Source organism: Spiroplasma kunkelii CR2-3x, from assembly GCF_001274875.1.
Taxonomy (GTDB): Bacteria; Bacillota_I; Bacilli_A; order Mycoplasmatales; family Mycoplasmataceae; genus Spiroplasma; species Spiroplasma kunkelii.
Genome location: NZ_CP010899.1, coordinates 147,744 through 164,993, shown reverse-complemented (window position 1 = coordinate 164,993; position 17,250 = coordinate 147,744). Strand labels below are relative to the sequence as shown.

At 23.6% G+C, this 17,250-nt stretch carries 26 protein-coding genes and 2 pseudogenes; 6 read left to right on the top strand and 22 right to left on the bottom strand.

Going from position 1 to position 17,250, the window contains the following annotated elements; all coding sequences use genetic code 4:
• Window positions 1-3: 3 nt before the first annotated feature.
• The 7 genes and pseudogenes from rpmG to SKUN_RS00750 all read right to left on the bottom strand — a co-directional run bounded on the left by rpmG (window position 4) and on the right by SKUN_RS00750 (window position 7,947).
• The gene (rpmG, locus tag SKUN_RS00780; RefSeq protein ID WP_004028373.1) at window positions 4-153 is read right to left on the bottom strand and encodes a 50S ribosomal protein L33; all 150 of its coding nucleotides are present in this window, start codon (window positions 151-153) and stop codon (window positions 4-6) included.
• Window positions 154-644: 491 nt separating this feature from the next.
• A complete protein-coding gene (rlmB, locus tag SKUN_RS00775; protein WP_053390446.1) occupies window positions 645-1,379 on the bottom strand; it encodes a 23S rRNA (guanosine(2251)-2'-O)-methyltransferase RlmB in 735 nt (244 codons plus the stop codon).
• Between the two features lie 61 nt (window positions 1,380-1,440).
• Window positions 1,441-2,739 (bottom strand): annotated as a pseudogene (gene trmFO / locus SKUN_RS11705) (methylenetetrahydrofolate--tRNA-(uracil(54)-C(5))-methyltransferase (FADH(2)-oxidizing) TrmFO).
• Between the two features lie 18 nt (window positions 2,740-2,757).
• On the bottom strand, window positions 2,758-4,095 hold the full coding sequence (gene cysS / locus SKUN_RS00765) for a cysteine--tRNA ligase (RefSeq protein WP_053390445.1): 1,338 nt from the start codon (window positions 4,093-4,095) through the stop codon (window positions 2,758-2,760).
• Window positions 4,096-4,106: 11 nt separating this feature from the next.
• Window positions 4,107-5,990 (bottom strand): tRNA uridine-5-carboxymethylaminomethyl(34) synthesis enzyme MnmG, encoded by a 1,884-nt coding sequence (gene mnmG, locus SKUN_RS00760; RefSeq protein ID WP_408640739.1) that lies wholly within the window; start codon window positions 5,988-5,990, stop codon window positions 4,107-4,109.
• Between the two features lie 21 nt (window positions 5,991-6,011).
• Window positions 6,012-7,592, bottom strand: a complete 1,581-nt coding sequence (metG, locus tag SKUN_RS00755) for a methionine--tRNA ligase (RefSeq protein WP_053390443.1) — start codon at window positions 7,590-7,592, stop codon at window positions 6,012-6,014.
• 151 nt (window positions 7,593-7,743) lie between these two features.
• Entirely contained in the window at window positions 7,744-7,947 is a 204-nt protein-coding gene (locus tag SKUN_RS00750) for a hypothetical protein (RefSeq protein WP_053390442.1), read from the bottom strand.
• Between the two features lie 83 nt (window positions 7,948-8,030).
• Between SKUN_RS00750 and SKUN_RS10115 the strand changes: the two genes are divergently transcribed.
• From SKUN_RS10115 to SKUN_RS00735, 4 genes and pseudogenes are all read left to right on the top strand, one after another.
• Window positions 8,031-8,198 (top strand): DUF2649 family protein, encoded by a 168-nt coding sequence (locus SKUN_RS10115; RefSeq protein WP_327196281.1) that lies wholly within the window; start codon window positions 8,031-8,033, stop codon window positions 8,196-8,198.
• Window positions 8,198-9,209 (top strand): annotated as a pseudogene (locus SKUN_RS11540) (hypothetical protein). Before SKUN_RS10115 ends, SKUN_RS11540 begins: the two are co-directional and overlap by 1 nt.
• Window positions 9,202-9,615, top strand: a complete 414-nt coding sequence (locus SKUN_RS00740; protein ID WP_053390441.1) for a hypothetical protein — start codon at window positions 9,202-9,204, stop codon at window positions 9,613-9,615. The pseudogene SKUN_RS11540 and the gene SKUN_RS00740 overlap by 8 nt, the downstream one beginning before the upstream one ends.
• Window positions 9,616-10,233: 618 nt before the next feature.
• Window positions 10,234-10,671, top strand: coding sequence for a hypothetical protein (locus tag SKUN_RS00735; protein WP_053390440.1), 438 nt, complete (start codon window positions 10,234-10,236; stop codon window positions 10,669-10,671).
• 26 nt (window positions 10,672-10,697) lie between these two features.
• Here SKUN_RS00735 and SKUN_RS00730 read toward each other — a convergent pair whose 3' ends face one another.
• The 15 genes from SKUN_RS00730 to SKUN_RS09020 form a co-directional block, all read right to left on the bottom strand.
• Entirely contained in the window at window positions 10,698-10,907 is a 210-nt protein-coding gene (locus tag SKUN_RS00730) for a hypothetical protein (RefSeq protein WP_053390439.1), read from the bottom strand.
• Window positions 10,900-11,058 (bottom strand): hypothetical protein, encoded by a 159-nt coding sequence (locus tag SKUN_RS09045; protein ID WP_158500730.1) that lies wholly within the window; start codon window positions 11,056-11,058, stop codon window positions 10,900-10,902. Before SKUN_RS09045 ends, SKUN_RS00730 begins: the two co-directional genes overlap by 8 nt.
• Window positions 11,059-11,197: 139 nt before the next feature.
• Window positions 11,198-11,341 (bottom strand): hypothetical protein, encoded by a 144-nt coding sequence (locus SKUN_RS09040; protein ID WP_158500729.1) that lies wholly within the window; start codon window positions 11,339-11,341, stop codon window positions 11,198-11,200.
• Window positions 11,320-11,979, bottom strand: a complete 660-nt coding sequence (locus tag SKUN_RS00725) for a hypothetical protein (RefSeq protein ID WP_053390438.1) — start codon at window positions 11,977-11,979, stop codon at window positions 11,320-11,322. The genes SKUN_RS09040 and SKUN_RS00725 overlap by 22 nt, the downstream gene beginning before the upstream one ends.
• The gene (locus SKUN_RS11155) at window positions 11,955-12,077 is read right to left on the bottom strand and encodes a hypothetical protein (RefSeq protein ID WP_268794846.1); all 123 of its coding nucleotides are present in this window, start codon (window positions 12,075-12,077) and stop codon (window positions 11,955-11,957) included. The genes SKUN_RS00725 and SKUN_RS11155 overlap by 25 nt, the downstream gene beginning before the upstream one ends.
• 69 nt (window positions 12,078-12,146) lie before the next feature.
• The gene (locus SKUN_RS00720) at window positions 12,147-12,368 is read right to left on the bottom strand and encodes a hypothetical protein (RefSeq protein WP_053390437.1); all 222 of its coding nucleotides are present in this window, start codon (window positions 12,366-12,368) and stop codon (window positions 12,147-12,149) included.
• A gap of 198 nt (window positions 12,369-12,566) precedes the next feature.
• Window positions 12,567-12,929, bottom strand: a complete 363-nt coding sequence (locus SKUN_RS00715; protein WP_053390436.1) for a hypothetical protein — start codon at window positions 12,927-12,929, stop codon at window positions 12,567-12,569.
• Between the two features lies 1 nt (window position 12,930).
• Window positions 12,931-13,707: a hypothetical protein gene (locus SKUN_RS00710; RefSeq protein WP_053390435.1), complete on the bottom strand. Its 777-nt coding sequence runs from the start codon at window positions 13,705-13,707 to the stop codon at window positions 12,931-12,933.
• A 165-nt stretch (window positions 13,708-13,872) separates the two neighbouring features.
• Complete coding sequence (locus SKUN_RS00705; protein WP_053390434.1) at window positions 13,873-14,229, bottom strand: hypothetical protein; 357 nt, start codon at window positions 14,227-14,229, stop codon at window positions 13,873-13,875.
• Between the two features lie 11 nt (window positions 14,230-14,240).
• Window positions 14,241-14,597, bottom strand: a complete 357-nt coding sequence (locus tag SKUN_RS00700) for a pentapeptide repeat-containing protein (RefSeq protein WP_053390433.1) — start codon at window positions 14,595-14,597, stop codon at window positions 14,241-14,243.
• A gap of 1 nt (window position 14,598) precedes the next feature.
• Complete coding sequence (locus SKUN_RS09035) at window positions 14,599-14,772, bottom strand: hypothetical protein (protein WP_158500728.1); 174 nt, start codon at window positions 14,770-14,772, stop codon at window positions 14,599-14,601.
• A 2-nt stretch (window positions 14,773-14,774) separates the two neighbouring features.
• Window positions 14,775-14,912 carry a hypothetical protein gene (locus tag SKUN_RS09030; RefSeq protein ID WP_158500727.1) on the bottom strand — a complete coding sequence of 46 codons (138 nt, stop codon included), beginning with the start codon at window positions 14,910-14,912 and terminating at the stop codon, window positions 14,775-14,777.
• Between the two features lies 1 nt (window position 14,913).
• Window positions 14,914-15,207, bottom strand: a complete 294-nt coding sequence (locus SKUN_RS00695) for a hypothetical protein (protein ID WP_053390432.1) — start codon at window positions 15,205-15,207, stop codon at window positions 14,914-14,916.
• A 5-nt stretch (window positions 15,208-15,212) separates the two neighbouring features.
• A complete protein-coding gene (locus SKUN_RS09025) occupies window positions 15,213-15,371 on the bottom strand; it encodes a hypothetical protein (RefSeq protein ID WP_158500726.1) in 159 nt (52 codons plus the stop codon).
• Between the two features lie 13 nt (window positions 15,372-15,384).
• Window positions 15,385-15,546 (bottom strand): hypothetical protein, encoded by a 162-nt coding sequence (locus SKUN_RS09020; RefSeq protein WP_158500725.1) that lies wholly within the window; start codon window positions 15,544-15,546, stop codon window positions 15,385-15,387.
• 465 nt (window positions 15,547-16,011) lie between these two features.
• Between SKUN_RS09020 and SKUN_RS00690 the strand changes: the two genes are divergently transcribed.
• A complete protein-coding gene (locus tag SKUN_RS00690) occupies window positions 16,012-16,767 on the top strand; it encodes a hypothetical protein (protein ID WP_200903002.1) in 756 nt (251 codons plus the stop codon).
• Entirely contained in the window at window positions 16,749-17,114 is a 366-nt protein-coding gene (locus SKUN_RS11700) for an integrase core domain-containing protein (RefSeq protein WP_200903028.1), read from the top strand. Before SKUN_RS00690 ends, SKUN_RS11700 begins: the two co-directional genes overlap by 19 nt.
• Window positions 17,115-17,250 lie beyond the last annotated feature (136 nt).

The following is a 17,250-nucleotide window of genomic DNA, read 5'->3' as shown; positions in this document are numbered from 1 at the left end:
CCTCTACCTTGTTTCTTTATGTTTAGTATGTTTATTACATGTTTTACAAAACTTATTTATTTCTAATCGTTCTTTTTGTGTCATTTTGTTTTTAAATGTTGTATAGTTTCGATTTAAACATTCTGAACATACTAATATAATCTTTTCGCGCATAATATTCACCATAATTAATTATAGTATATTAATAACAATATTCATATACTTAATTAACTATTTTTGTAAAAATCTCTTTTTTTGCATAATTTGTTGAATTGCATTATCAACTTGCCAATAATTTAACCCTAATAAGGGGTGAATATTATAAATATTTTCACAAGCAAATCATAACCGAAATACTTATTTTTCTAATTGTTATAATCGTTGATAAAATATTTTAATAATTTGTTTTTGTTCATCAAAACAAGCAATTTTATTTAAAAAATTTCATTAGTTAATTTAATGTAATAATTTAAAACTTTATTTTTTAAATTAAAAAATTAACGAATTTGTTTATTAATATCTCATGTGTAACGTTGAAAAATAAAGTCTTTTAATTTTTTGACGATAAACTAAATAATGCTATTTAATTATGACCTTCTTGAAATAAATAAAGTAATTCATATTCATTCATAGTAACAATAGTCAAATCCTTTCTAAATTAAATTTTATTGTTGTAACATTTTAATTTGATAAATTAAAATAGCACTAGCAACCGATACATTTAAAGAATCAAGATGACCTGTTGTTGGAATATAAATATTAAAATCAGAATGCTTTAATAATTTTGCGCTAATACCTGTTCCTTCATTCCCTACCATTAGACAAATTGGCGTATCATATTTTAATTTACTTACATTGTAGGCTGTTGTAGTTAAATTTGTTGCATAAATTCAAAACCCTTGTTTTTTTAAATATTCAATTGCATTAGTTAAATTATTTACTCGACAAACTGGAACATAATTAAAAGCACCTGCAGAGGTTTTGGCAACAGTAGCATTAATATCAACTTGGCGTTTTTCTAGAATAATAACCCCATCAATATTAAACAAATCACAAGTACGCAAAATTGCCCCAAAATTATGTGGGTCAGAAATTTTATCAAGAACTAATAAAAATGGATTCCTATTTTGTAATGCTTTTGTTGTTATTGCAGTTAATGAATAATTTTCTGGCTTACAAATTTCCAATACCAGACTTTGATGCTTACTAGTTTGTACAAGAGCTGTCATTTTGTCTGTTAAACAAAAGACAACTTTAATTTGACGACTTTTAGCTAGTTTCAAATAATATTCATTATTTTTCCCTTGTGGTAATAAATAAAGTTTATTAATTTTCACTGCTGGATTTAGTAATGACTCCACAACAGGATTAATTCCGTAAATGTATATATATTCTTGCATATTTTCTTCCTTTTCCTGTTTTATTATTCATAACCTATATTAATAAATTTCTTTATAAGTATTATAATTTAATTTTATATTTTTTAATAGTTTCTTTTATTTTTTTTATTGCCCGAGAATAAAGCGCTAAATTTTTCTCTGGTTTATTTTTAAACTTAGTTGTTAAAGTTGGCATAATGCCAAGATTTGCTTTCATTGGTTTTAAATCTAGTTGTTTTGGATTTGTAACATAGTTGACTAATGCTCCTAACACAGTTTCTTAAGCAAATTTAATTAATGGTAAATCGATTACATATTGATAGACATTTAAAGCACATAATAAACCTGCTGCCGCTGATTCTAAATAACCTTCTACCCCAATAATTTGACCAGCAAAAAAAATATTATTATTTTGTTTATATTGTAAAAATTGATTTAAAAATTTTGGTGAATTAATATAATTATTTTTATGTAAAACTCCATATCGAACAATATCTACTTTTTATAAACCTGGGATAAATTGTGTAATAATTCGTTTTTGTTCTGGCCATGTTAAATTGGTCTGTCAACCTACAATATTATATAAACTATCAATGACATTATCTTGCCGTAATTCAACCACCGCAAATGGCTGCTTACCATTTTTGTCTGGTAAATTATTACTAATCATTGTTCCATTCAAAAGAATTTTTCGTGATGTTTGTGCCATAATCTCAATTGGTTAACAACCTCTAAAATATTTTTCAAAATCTGCAATAGGAACTCGTTTTGCCGTTACTAATTCTGTAACTAATTGATTAAAATAATCTTCTGTTAATTGACAAATAATATAATCTTTTTGTTATGAATGCCGTGCGCCATAATATGCTTTTGAAAAATAAATTCCAGATTTTGTTACAATTGGGGCTGAACCATCATAATAATACAATGCTTTCTTACCAACCAACTTTTTAAGTTAAAAAGCAAAATTTGTTGTCACTAATGGTCCAACAGAAATAATAGTAATTTGTTTTGGATCTATTTTAATAAATTAATCATAAATAATCGTAATATTATGATGTTTTATTAAAGTTGCTGTAACTTTTTGTGAAAATAACTCCCGGTCAACACTAAGTGCATCATCATCAGGAACTTAAACATCATAAGCTATTTTTAAAATAAAAGAATTTAATAATTTTAATTCTTCTTTTAAAATTCCAATTGCATTTTCTCTTGAAACACTACAAAAAGAATTAGAACAAAATAATTGTGCAAATGTATCTAATTTTTGAACTGGATTTTTAAATAATGTTTTTTCTTCATATAATTTTACTTTTAAACCACGTTTTGATAATTGGTAAGCAATTTTACAACCTGCTAACCCAGCACCAATAATATTAATTTCTTTTTTTTCATTTCGTTACAAAATATCTTTTTCTACTAAAACCTTACGAAGCTCATCTGATTTGATAAAATCTTTATTATTTTTTGACTTAATTCATTCTAATAAATATTTACGAATTTCACCACTAATCACTGGTAACTTAAAATTAAAATTCATAATATTAAAAATAATATTATAAAAATCACTAGCAAGTTGCAAATTAAGTTTTTTATCGCGTAATTGAGTATTAATAATTTTAATCATTTTACTAATAATAGTTAAAACATTTGGGCTATTTAAATTATTTGCTAACTCAGAAAGAACTTTCTTAACATTGTCACCATGTTGTGCTAAATTATAATTTAAGTTATATTCAGCTAAATATAAATTTACTGCTTTTAAGACTTTAAAAATCTTTTCGGTTTCACCTTGTGCACTAATAATTAAAGTTTCTGTTACATTTAATGGTTGTGTATAATTAGTCGCATATAACAAATAACGTAATGTATTTGCTCCGTATAATTTAATAAAATCACGAACTAAAATAGTATTATTTAATGATTTACTCATTTTTTTATCAGCAACATTTAAATGCCCATTATGCATTCAAATGTTTGCAATTTCCTTATTATTTTTTGCTAAAAATTGAATTCGTTCATTTTCATGATGAGGAAAAACTAAATCAATTCCTCCCGCATGAATATCAATTGTTTCTTTATGAAAAAATTTATCAATTAAAACAGCACATTCTGTATGTCAACCTGGGCGACCTTGATATAATTTACCCGTTTGATCATAAAAGGGAAAAGAAACTCCTTCGGTTGTTTGCTTTCATAAAGCAAAATCATATTGACTATGCTTATTAGCATCATGTTCAATTCTAATATTAGTTTCTAATTCTGAAATTTTTTTATTAGCTAATTGTCCATATTGTGCTTGATATTTTGCAATATCAAAATATACACTACCATTAACTTCATATGCAGCATTAAGTTTAACTAATTTTTGAATAAAAGTAATAATATCTTTAACATGATCTGTTACTCGTACTCGCTTTGCTTGTGTTCTAACATTTAAATTAAAAACATCTTCTTCAAAAGTTTTAATATAAAATTCTGCAATTTCTTGTTCAGTTTTATGTTCTGTTACTGCTTTAGCAATAATCTTATCATCAATATCCGTATAATTTTGAATATAATTAACCTCAATATGTTGAAATTGTAAAAAACTAATTAATAAATCAACAGTAATAATTGCACGGGCATTACCGATATGAATGTAATTATATACAGTTGATCCACAACCATAAATATTAATTTTTTTTGCTTGACTATAATCTGTAAAATTACGAGTCAAAGTATTATATAATTTCATACTTCACCCTCTTATCTATTTGCATCCAATTCCATTTTTTTTAAATAAAATAACAGCATTTGAATATCAGCTGGATTAATTCCTGAAATTCGATTCGCTTGACCAATTGAAATTGGTCTAATCTTTTTAAATTTTTCTCGTGCTTCAAGTGCCAAGTTATCTACCAAATCATAATTCAAATTAACTGGGATTAATTTATTTTCCAACTTAATTGTTTTTAAAGCAATTTCTTGTTCTTTTTTAATATATCCTTCAAAACGAATATTAATTAATAAATTTTGTTTTAAAAATGATTTTAAATTATTTAACGGTGGTAACTCCTCCTCTAAATATTTTAACTCAATATTTGGTCGTTTTAATAAATTAAAACCAGAAATTCGTTCTGTAATGTTAGCAACACCTAATTTAGTTAGTTTTTGAATTAATGGTGATTTTGCCGTAAAATAAGTTTCTTTTAACAATTGCATTATTTCATTATAACTTTGCACATTATTTTGATATTCAATTCAACTTTTTTGATCAATTAAACCAAATTGATAAGCATAATTTTTTAATCGTTCTTCAGCATTATCATTGCGCAATAATAAACGATATTCAGCACGAGAAGTTAATAAACGGTAAGGCTCTTCTGTCCCTTTTGTAATTAGATCATCAATTAGCACTCCAATATAAGCTTGGTCACGACGTAAAATGAAAGGTTCTTTTTGGTCAATACTTAAAACAGCATTAATTCCAGCCATTAAACCTTGACAAGCAGCTTCTTCATAGCCACTTGTTCCATTAATTTGACCCGCCGTATATAAATTTTTAATTTTTTTTGTTTCTAACGTATGTTTTAATTGTGTTGGTACAATTGCATCATATTCAATTGCATAAGCTCATTTTAAAACTTCAACATTTTCAAATCCTGGCAAAGAACGTAGCATCTTTTCTTGTACATCAATTGGCATTGAAGTTGAAAATCCTTGCACATAAATTGTATTTAAACTCTTTGATTCTGGCTCTAAGAAAATTTGATGACGTGGTTTATCAGCAAACCGCACAATTTTATCTTCAAAACTTGGGCAATAACGTGGCCCTGTTCCTTTTACATTTCCAGAATATATTGCTGATGCTGTTAAATTTTTTTGCACAATATTATGTGTTTTTGGTGTTGAATGAATTAATCAACATAATTCTTGCTCTTGTAATGGTGTAAAGGTTTTTGTTGAATAAGAAAAAGCTAGTTGCAAATCACTCCCTGGTTCTGGTTGTGCTTTACTATAATCAATTGAAGTATTAAGAACACGTGCTGGTGTACCAGTTTTTAAACGAAATAACTCAAACCCTAAATGTTTTAACTGTGTTGATAATCCTGCTGTTGTAATGTCACCATCAGGTCCTTCTGCTTTTTTTGTCATTCCTTGTAACACTAAAGATTGCATATATGTTCCTGTTGTTAAAATAACTTTTTTTGCAAAAAATTGTGTTTGATCTTTTAACATTACTCCATAGCAATTATTGTTATCATCAACCATTAAAGATTGAACTGCTCCTTCATATAAATCTAAATTATCTTGCTTTTCAATTATTTTTTGCATATATTTTGCATATTCATTCTTATCTGATTGAGCGCGTAATGCTCATACAGCAGGACCACGTGAAGAATTTAATAATTTCATTTGTAAAACTGTTGCATCAGCTGCTTTTGCCATTTCACCACCAATGGCATCAATTTCACGAACAACAATCCCTTTAGCTGGACCACCAATTGAGGGATTACATGGCATTAATGCAATTTTATCTTTATGCAAAGTAACTAATAATGTCTTTTTTTTCATTCTTGCTGCAGCTAAACTTGCTTCGACGCCAGCATGACCAGCACCAATTACAATTACATCATATTTTTTCATTAAACCCCTCCTTTACTAGTTTTATTAATTTAATTCTGCTTCAATTTGTTTTAATTCTTGTTCTACATTAACACGATTAAATAAGTTTTCTTTTTTTTCTATTGTTTTATTATAAATGATTTCTTGCGTTAAAATTGTTTCAAATGTTAAATCAGTTAAATTAACATTAAAATAATCAGCAATTTTTTGCGCATTATCAACTAAAAATGGCTGCAATAAAAAAGCACTAACAATAATAGTATAAGCTAAACTTGCTAAATTTTCATATAATTGCTCCATTTTTTCGTTTTTTTCTAACTTTCAAGGTTTATTTTCTTCAATATATTTATTCGCATTATTACATAATTCCAAAATAATGTTTAGTCCTGTTGAAATTTGATAAGCATCCATTGCCTGCTGATAATTCTGCACCGCTTGTATACAACTTTCAATTAGCACATTATCCAATTGTTGTTGTTTTACTAACTGACCATTAAAATATTTACTAATCATATTACTTACTCGTGATACCAAGTTCCCTATATTATTAACTAAATGAGCATTATATGATTCTAAAAACATTTCATAAGAAAATTTACCATCATTTTCAGTTGAAATTTCATATCCTAAATAAAACCGTAATGTATCTCGACCATATTTATCAATTAAATATAATGGATCAACAACATTTCCAATTGATTTACTCATTTTAGTATCTTTAAATAAAATTCAACCATGCGATAAAAGTTTATTAGGTTGACGTAACCCTAAACTTTCAAGCATACTTGGCCAATAAATTGTGTGAAAACGAGCGATTTCTTTTCCTAATAGTTGCAAAATTTCAACATCCTCATTACTTCAAAATTTATTAAATAATGTTTCATCATTTGATAAATAACCTAATGCTGTTAAATAATTTGATAATGCATCAATTCAAACATAAATAATATGTTTATCATTTTCTAAGGTTTTAATTCCTCAGGAAAAAGTTGTTCTAGTAACAGATAAATCAGTTAAGCCTGGTAAAATAAAATTATTTAACATTTCATTTTTTCTTGGTTCTGGTTTAATAAAACCAGGATGATTATTATAATAATTAATTAAAAATTGACTATATTTTGAAACTTTAAAGAAATATGTTTCTTCATTTACTTTTTGTGGTTTATTACCACAAACTAAGCACTGGTTTGTTACTTTATCAATTTGTGCTTCAGTTAAAAATTCTTCACAACTAACACAATATAAACCTTCATATTCTCCTAAGTAAATATCTCCATTATTATATAATTTACTAAAAATTTTTTGGACTCCAACTTCATGATCTTTATCAGTAGTACGAATAAACTTTGAATATTCAATTCCTAATTTATTTCATAATAATTTAAAATTATCAACAATCATTGTTGTAAATTGATATGGTGTTACCCCTGCTGCTTTTGCTTTCTTTTCAATTTTTTCACCATGTTCATCGCTTCCTGTTAAAAAGAAAGTTTCATAACCAGCCATTTTTTTATAACGATTAATAATATCAGCTAATGTAGTAGTATATGCATGTCCAATATGTAATTGCTCACTTGGATAATAAATTGGGGTTGTAACATAAAATAATTTCTTGTTTTGACTCATAATATATCCCTCTCATTGTTATACATTTTAACATTATAAATTATATCGCATTTTTGCCAATAAAATAAGAGTTTTTTAAAGACAATTAAGGTCTTTGAAAATTACTAAAATAAAATAGTTATTTCCATAACTATTTATTCATAAATAAAAATTATTTTGATGCTGTTACTTCATGTAATTTTAGTGAAGAAATATTGTGTAAACATTCATTTAACATTTCTGTCATCTGATAAGGAATATAAATAAAATCTATTTGCATTAGTTTATCAGCATATTTTTCATTTAATATTTCAACAGCATCAGCATATAAATCATCACGTCATTTTTTAATATATAATTTTTCTTTAAAAGACATGGTGTAATCGAAGTGCAACTTATTCAAAAAATGTGGAGTTTTTAAAAATGCAAAATGATTGAATTAAATTAAAATAGTTTTTTATTCATATATTTTTGTTTATAGATAAAACGAATGTTGAAAGTATTATAATGTGGAATTTAACACAAAATAAATATTTAACTTTAATGGTTGGTATTTGAATTGTTATTTTGTTATTAACTTGGTTTTTCTTATGAATAGTTTTTAAAATAGTCGGGTATTTTAAATAATGAAAAAATTTATATTTTTCTTTAAAAATTATTGTTATATTAGTGGTTCAATGCTTTTATTTAGTTTAATTGATTTATTATTTTGGATAATTTCTTTATATTGTGTTGGTTTGGTATTTTGATTGTTGTTTGTTTTACAGTGTGTTTATTTTGTGTGATGATTGTAAAAAAATATTTTTTATCAGTTAAACGCTTTTCGGTTAGTTCAATTTATTTGAGATAATCCGTTGTCGGTAATTATTGGTAAATTAGGAACTGGTAAAACATTACTTTTAACTTATTTATCGCAAACTATAAAATTATTGACAGATGAAATTTATAGTAATTATCCGTTAGAAGATGATAAAGTTAAAATTTTAACATTTAAGAATTTAGATTTTACTGACCGAACAAAACTAGTTCCCCCAGATGATAATGTTATTTTATTTGATGAAAGTTATTTGTATATTGATGGAACTAGTTCTCACGATGAGAAAAAAGTTCATAGTGGTAAAATACCGTGAATTGTTTTAGCGAGACATTTTGGTAATCGTGCATTGTTTACTGCTCAGCGTGAGGGTATGATTTGAAATAATATTCGGCAATTAGCAAGTGGAATTATTATTCCAATTTCATTGAAAAAACCTGTTGCTAAAAAGGATTTATTTTTTTAACCTTTTCTTTATTATGCGGATTGGAATTTTTCAAGATATAACGGATTATGAAACTTGAAAAACAAAATCAGTAGAACGAGCAGTAGAAGATAAACGAGTAAAAGATAAGTCGGATGTTGGATTAGGAATTCGGTTTTTTAAAATAATTATTCCACTTTAATTTGCCAATAAATATGATAGTCAATGATTAAAATTTTTTCGTTATTTAAAAAATGATGAAATTGTTAATAAAAAAGAATATTATTGGTCGGAAATTACAAAATTAAGTGTTAAAGAACGATTGGAGTTATTTGATATTGATATTTTAAAAAAGAATTTAAAACCTAAAAAAGAGAAAGGAAATAGGAAAGATGATTAATTTATTAGTTGAAAATAATAATAGTAATTGAGACAAGATTTTTAGTTTTGTTTTTTATATATTTTTGTTTATTTTTGATGTAATTTGAAATACAAAATTACCGATGACAAATACGTCAATTACTTATTTTTTAATCTTTTTTATGGTTATTAAGTTATCAATTTACGAAATTCACGGCACATCAACACAATATAATAATTTAGGTTCAACAGTTAATAATGGTGTTTCGCAAGTATATTCATCAACCGTACGAAAAGGTATTGGAATAGGTAAAAAAGTTTATCACAATAGTAATAAGCAACAAGTTAAACGAGAAATTAAACGTCAAAATATTAGACAACAAGCAAAAAATATTAGAAGTACTAAATTTAAAGGAGTGTATACTATAAAAATAAACGAAAAATAAACGATAAAAAGTTAATAAAACTATAACAAATTAAAAATAAAAATCAATAATTATAAAAAATAACAAATTAAAAATAATATTTTTAATATTTTAAAATTAAATATAACAAAAAAATAGATTTTATTAATCATACACAAATATTAATTTAATTTGAAAAAATTTTTTTAAAATATTGTCTTGATGTAAAATTTCCCAAACAAGGTCTAATTGTAGTTAATCAAGTTGGCATAATACATCTCCTTTCATAAATTAAAAAATTGAAATTTACAAACTCGCTCCGCTCGTTATTGCTTTGCTCCATTAAAAAACACTATTTAATAAATTATCCGCTAATAAATTACGCGGAATAATTTATTCTTTACTTTTTAATTTCAATATTTTTTTGCAATCTTATTAACAGTATTAATAACATTATCTTTACCATACTTTTTCACTAGCGACTGCAAAATAAAATATTGCTTTGTTTTCATAATTTCAACCTCCTATAATTAACTTAAAAAAGTTAATTAAATTAATAGTTAACTTTTTATCGGTTGGCATTTACAATTTACATCTTGAAAAAATCGTAAGTTTTTAAAATATGATAAATATCCATTTCATATTAAAAAAGCATATATTATGCGATATAATTCTTTATCAATTTTATATCATACTCCATTTTTAAGTTTATATGGGTTATTTTTTAATAGTTTACATTTTAATTGAATTCAAAGTTTAGAACCAGTTAAAGAATTTATGTTTGGTCAACATGAAATAACTGATGGTGGATTTTTTGGATATGCTGGGATTGTTATATCTTATCCAATATTACATGGTACTGCTTGATTAACAACTAAAATACCTAAAATACCAGCAATTAAATTACCTATTGGTAAATGTTTAGAAAAAGTTTATAAAATTCCAAGTTATATCTTATATTTAATATTATTTGGTTTATTAATATTTCGTAAGTATTTAAAAAAACATAATGTTAATATTTGTCATAATTGTAAACAAACAATAGAACAAGTAGCAAGTTGAAATCAATATTGTCTTAAAAAAAGATGAAATAAATAACATTTAAAAAAAATAACCCTAGTTGGTTATTTTTTATTTTTTAACATTAATTCTAAATTATCATCTTTACAAATAATTAAATTCTTTTCACCATATTTATTAATTAAATATTCTCAGTCTCAAGTTGAATTAATATTTACATCTTTAACATCAATACCAATTATATATTCACCAAATCAGTTTTTACATGGACGATTACCTTTTTTTGTACGATAACATAAAATAAATTTATTCATTTTTATTATTTCCTTTATTGTGTTTTATATAAAAATTAATAAGATGTTCTATTCGTTGTGAGTTGGTATATAATTCAGGTAATTCATTTCAAACTTTTTCTTGTTTTTCATTTAAGTAAACATTAATATTACGAATTAATTTTCTTTTCATAAATAATCCCCTTTAAAAAAATAATGTAGTTTGAATGCTATTTAATCTTTGTTTTGCTAATTTATAATATTTTTATTAATTTCTATACCAATTCAATGCCGACTTAATTGTTCACAAGCAATAGCAGTTGTTCCACTTCCTAAAAAAAATCTAATACAGTATCGCCAACTTTATTATGTTTATTAATTTGTAATTTAATAAAATTAATATCTTTAACAGTAGGATGTTTAATTGTTCCTATAAATTGATTATTACTGTTTCTTATTTGATAAACAGTCTGCATATCTTGATTTCAAACATTACTATAAGAAATTGGTTTATTATAAATATATAAACATAATTCTTTATCTTTACAATATGCATTATTACTAGGTGCATCATTTGTAAATTATAATTTTCAATTTCAATTAAATATTCTTTTAATTGTTGTTTTGATAAATAAATTATAAAATTTGGTTTTTTAATAATTCGCATTCATTCTTTAAAATATGATGGTATATCAAAACTATCAATAAATTCACCTTGTAAAAATTCAAGTTCTCTTTTACGAATTTGATATTGAATATTAGAACAATTATGATCTTGCATTTTTTTTAAATTATATTCAATATACTTTTCTTTATTTTCTAATTTTTTAGCAATATCGGGGTAAAGGTAAGGTGGATCAATTAATATTAAATCAATACTTTTATCAGGTATTATTTTAAATATTTTTAAACTATCACCTAAATATAATTTACCTAAATTAGTTTTCATAACTAATCGTAATAAATCATCTCTGTCTTTTGAACTATTAGCAGAGGTATATAAGCAATTTTCAATATTTAATACTTCTGAAAAAATTTCACCTTTATTTTTTACAAAATAATAATATAAATACTTATCTATGTATTCATCTACAAATTCAAAATTTTTTTTCAATCTTTACTATAATATTGTTCTTTTCTAATAACTTTATTATTTTTATATATAACAATAGCAGTAGTACCAGTTCCTGATGGATCAATACATATTATCAAGTTGCTCAATCCTCATCATTATTATTAATTACTGGTGTTAAATTTGAGATATCATCTTCTTTAACGACATTATCATTTGTGTCTGCTATTTCTGTATAAGATGGGGTAATTTATATTATTTGATAATGGTTCATCGCTAATTTGCCCTTTATTTTTGGCGACATTAATATCTTTAAATGAAATATATTCAAAATTAGCATCTTTTTTAATTTCTTTTTCATCTAAATCAATATCAGAAATATCAATTCCCATTTCTAATGATAATTTACGATATAATTTTGCTTCAACCATTTTTTTTGGTCATTTATTTCAAGGTGAATATTCACTATTTCCACTTGGACTACTTTTTTTTAATCGTTCAATATCTGCTTTTCTTAATAAAATACCTTGATAATTTCCATTTTTATCTTTTGCAAAAGCATAAGCACCAATTATTTCATTATAATCACTCGTATTTGCATTAAAATTAATTTCATTTATTTTAGGACATTAATTTAAACTATCTCATTCAAATTTCTCACATTTAAAAATAATTGCTTTTCTTGGGCTATATCCTGCTTCTTCAATTCTTTTACAATAAACTTTACTATCAATAACAGTAGTTAATTTATTTTTAAATGGAATAATATTAAAATCTTTTCCAAAAATTAACCCTTTATTACTTAATTTAATAATACCTAATGCTGTAATTTTAGTATTATCAGTAGTATTAACTAATTGCATATAACTTTGTACATTTTTCACTTTTAATTCTTCAAGTGCTAAAATATTTTCTTTTAAATATTTATCATTAACTTTTAATTCATATTTAATAATTGCACCTTTAATATATTGTTGTAATTCATTTGTCATTTTATTTTACTCCTTTATTTATTTTGAATTTAATACCTTTAATACCAATAGTATTAGTATTTACATTACTATCTCATTGTGCTTTAATTTCATTTTTAACAATTTTTTCATCAATAACTAAATAAGTCTTAATTAAATTAATTAGTTCTAATTTATTTGCATTTTCTAAAAAATCATTATCAATTCCCAGTATTTCAATATCTTTTATTAATATTTTTTCTTTTATTAAATTAATACCAACTTTTTTTAATTCTTTTGGTTCTAATGATTTATCAATTTGCTCAATTTGTTCCATTACACGAACTTGTTCATATTGAATTTGGTCTATATCAAGACCCATATCTGGTGTTAAACTATTTGCTTTTTCAAGTAATTCTTGTTTTTTTAATTCTTGTTCTTTAAATAATTCATTTTGTTTTTTAATGCGTACTTGATTAATATTATTTTTAATTTCAATTTTATTATTTTCAATACATTTTTCTAAATTAATAGTATTAGTACAAATCCGATTTAAATCATCTTTAAATGGTTTAATTATTTCTGATAGTTCTTTAAAAAAAATATTTACTTTACTTACAAGACTAGGAATATCTTTTAAATTCACATCTTTATAAGCAGTTGTAGCATAATAATTACGATGACGATAAATAAATTCTGCTAATTCTGGCCCATTTTCATCAATTCATTTTTTAATTTTTAATGCTTTTAAACTTAATTCTTTAAAATCATTACCTTTAATAAGAAAAGGAAAAGAAACATTTTGAACTATATTATTCATTATTCCACCTCCATTTTTTCATATGCAATATTATATGATTCATCAAAATATATATTTATTCATATTTCAGAACAAAGAAAACACAATTTTAAATAATCACTACTATTGATATTTTTTTAATAATTGCAAGCACTCCAAATATTTTTAAACAATGTTTACATTTCATTATTTCAAATCCTTACTAGGTAATTTGTCATATAATGAATTATCTTTTAAATCAATTATCCTTTTTCACCCACAAGTATTACATTTTTCATTTATATTTACTTTTTTTATTTCTTTTTTTCTTTTTTTCATATTATCTATGATAAATAATTCATCTCCACAATTAATACAATAATCAAATGTTTTAAAATCTTCTTTATATAATTGTTGTTGTTGTAATTTATAATTATTATATACAAGACTTTCCCACTGTTCTTCTAATTTTTTAATTTCTTGATCTTTTTCAGTAAGTTCTTTTTTAAGTGCTTCATTTTCTTCTTGTAATTTATCAAATTTAATTGATTCTGTTATAGTCATTATTAATCCTCCTAAATAATATCTAATTGGTCTAATTGTTCTTCTGTGATTTCGATACCATATAAATTAGCACCACATAAATTAGCATCTTCTAAACAAGCACCAGTTAAATTAGCACCACATAAATTAGCATCTTCTAAATTAGCATCTTTTAAATCAGCACCTTTTAAATCAGCACCTTCTAAATCAGCACCAGTTAAATAAGCACCTTTTAAATTAGCATCTTCTAAATAAGCACAGCGTAAATCAGCACCATATAAATCAGCATCTTTTAAATCTAATTTTTCACTTTCTAAATATTTATTTAATTTTTCTTGTTCAACTTCAATACTAGTTAAGTCCGCAATCATATCTTTTAATGTTTTCATATTATAATTCCTCCTTATTTTTAATATTTTTAATTCCTTGATAACTATTAAAGCAATATTTATTATTTCTAATTTTAAATTTATTAATTGTTTCTAATGGTTTATTTTCGATATCATAATCTGAGAAATCAAAATAACCAGCACAATAATTACAATGTGAAATAAACTTACTCATTATTAAATTTCCTCCAAATTATTTTCGTCAATTAATGTCTCAATATAGTCATAAGCATTCTCTTCTGAATAACATTCTTCTAATGCTTCATTAAATAAAACTTCTTCAGTATAAATATTTCCATTTTCATCTTTATACATATTATTTATTCTCCTTTAATATAAGTTCTAATAATTTAATTCTTTTTTCTTCACCTTTAACAAATTTGTTATGGTTATCTAAACTTTTTTCAATTCTGCTTTTACAAAATTCTAAACTTTCATTTATTGATGCAGTGTCATCTTTTTTATCTATTGTGATTAAAAATTCCTGTTTTTTATTAAAAATAAAAATACTATTTTCATAACCGCCAAATTCATAGCAGTATTCATCATCTAATTTATTAATAATTTCTTTTTGAAATTCTGATAATTTTAATTTTCTAATTTCTTTCATATTATTTATTCTCCTTGTCATTCAATTTTTTCTAAATTAATAATAGTTTTTTCACTGTAAAATATATTTTTAGCAGTAAGCTCTGCTTCAATATATGTATAAAAAAACTGAGTATTAAATCCAAATTTATCTTTTGATAATAACAAGTATTTATATTTTTTCATAATTTAATTCATCCTAATTTTGTTTACCTAATGCTCAATGTTCATTAGTAATTTCATCGTGTGAAAGTGTGTATTTAATCAATCTATTTTCAATTTCTTCTTTATTTTCTTGATTACATTTAAAGCAATATCCTCAATATCTTTTTTTAAAACAAAGTTTCTTTTTCATAATCATTTTTAAATTCTCCTTTTTACAATTAACTACAAAGTACTACAATGTTCTACATTTTGTAGTTACTTGTAGTATTAAGTACCTCCTCATCAAGTCCCCACTAGTAGATTAATTAAGAAATCCTTGCCCAGTTCTTAAAAGTTATTTAACCTCTACGCACAAGATTTTATTTTTATCCTTGCAATTAATAGTTATGAATGCACCGCTACGCGTCTATCTTAATCAAAGTCATTAATTTACAAAATCGCAAAAAAACAAGTTAACAGCTCTAATGGTTTCATGCCGGCGGAAATGCCTTGTTGGAGAACCTTCCCTAAAAATATGTAATTATAAATTAAACACTTGTAGAGCCAATTATTTAATTTTTAGAGTTAATTTTCAAATAAAAAAACCAACCCAATAATGGTCGGTTTTTTGTCATACTTCATCCTTTATTCTACATTCTACATTGATGGTGGGTGTAAATTAATGAAATATATTATTAATAATTTTAATTTGTTTGATTTACAAGCAAAATTAAAAAATTTTTTAAGTAAAAATTATAAAAATAAATATTATAAAAAAATAAAACAAAAAATATTTTCATATATTAATTTGTGTAATGATTATTATATTAATAATGATAAATTTTTGTTGAAAGATTTAATTAAAAAATATTTTAAAAATAAGTTTTCAACTTTTTATTATTGAGCGAATAGAATTTTAATTGCATATAAAAATAATGATTTTAATAAATTGTTATTAAAGTCAGCAATTACTAATAATATTAATTATCAATACAGTAATGATGTTCGTCAAAATATTTGTGATTTATATTTTGAATATTGTAATAAGTGTGCTGGTGGTGTTTTATCTTTGTTTTATAATTTAAAAAAAAGAATTCATGGAGAAGAATTAAAAAATAAAGCACCAAAAAATTTAAAAACATTTTTTCGTTGACTTAAAAAAGATGAAAGATGATCAAAAATAAAAAATAAAATTAAAGAAATTAAAAAACAACATCTAAGATATGAAGTTAAAGAAATAGGTTTATTACAGATGGACGATAAATATTTTGTACCAAGTAAATTTCCAGTTGATAAAAAGTATTATGTTTATGATTTTATTAATGAAAAAACAAGATTAGCATTAGGATATGTTTATGATAAATTAAGTATTGATAATGCTATTGATTCTGTTAAAAAAGCAATTAGTGATTTTAAAATATATTTGGTGTTAAAATAACACGGATTAGAACTGATAACAGTTCTGAATTTATTAATAATTATCGGAATAATCAAAAAAATAATGTTAAAGAAACTAATTTTACTCAATTTTTAAAAAATAAAAATATTTTTCATCAGACAACACCCGTTCGTTCTCCACAGTCGAACGGTAAGATTGAAAGATTTCATCAAAATTATACTAAATTATTTGTATTTGAAGAAAAAATATTAAATGTCGTTAGTTTACAGAATAAATTAAATGATTATTATTATTTTTATAATTTTGAAAGAGTTCATAAGTCTTTAAATTTTCAGACACCATTTAATTTTTTGAATAGTTTAATTAAGATAATTTTAAATTATTAATTTTTTGTATTTAAACTAATTTTTAGTTTGTTTAATTTTATATTTTTTATTTATTTATTTTATGATATTTTTATATTATAAAATAAATATTTTTATTATTTTTGTTATTTTCTTGTAATATTTAAAATGTATGTTG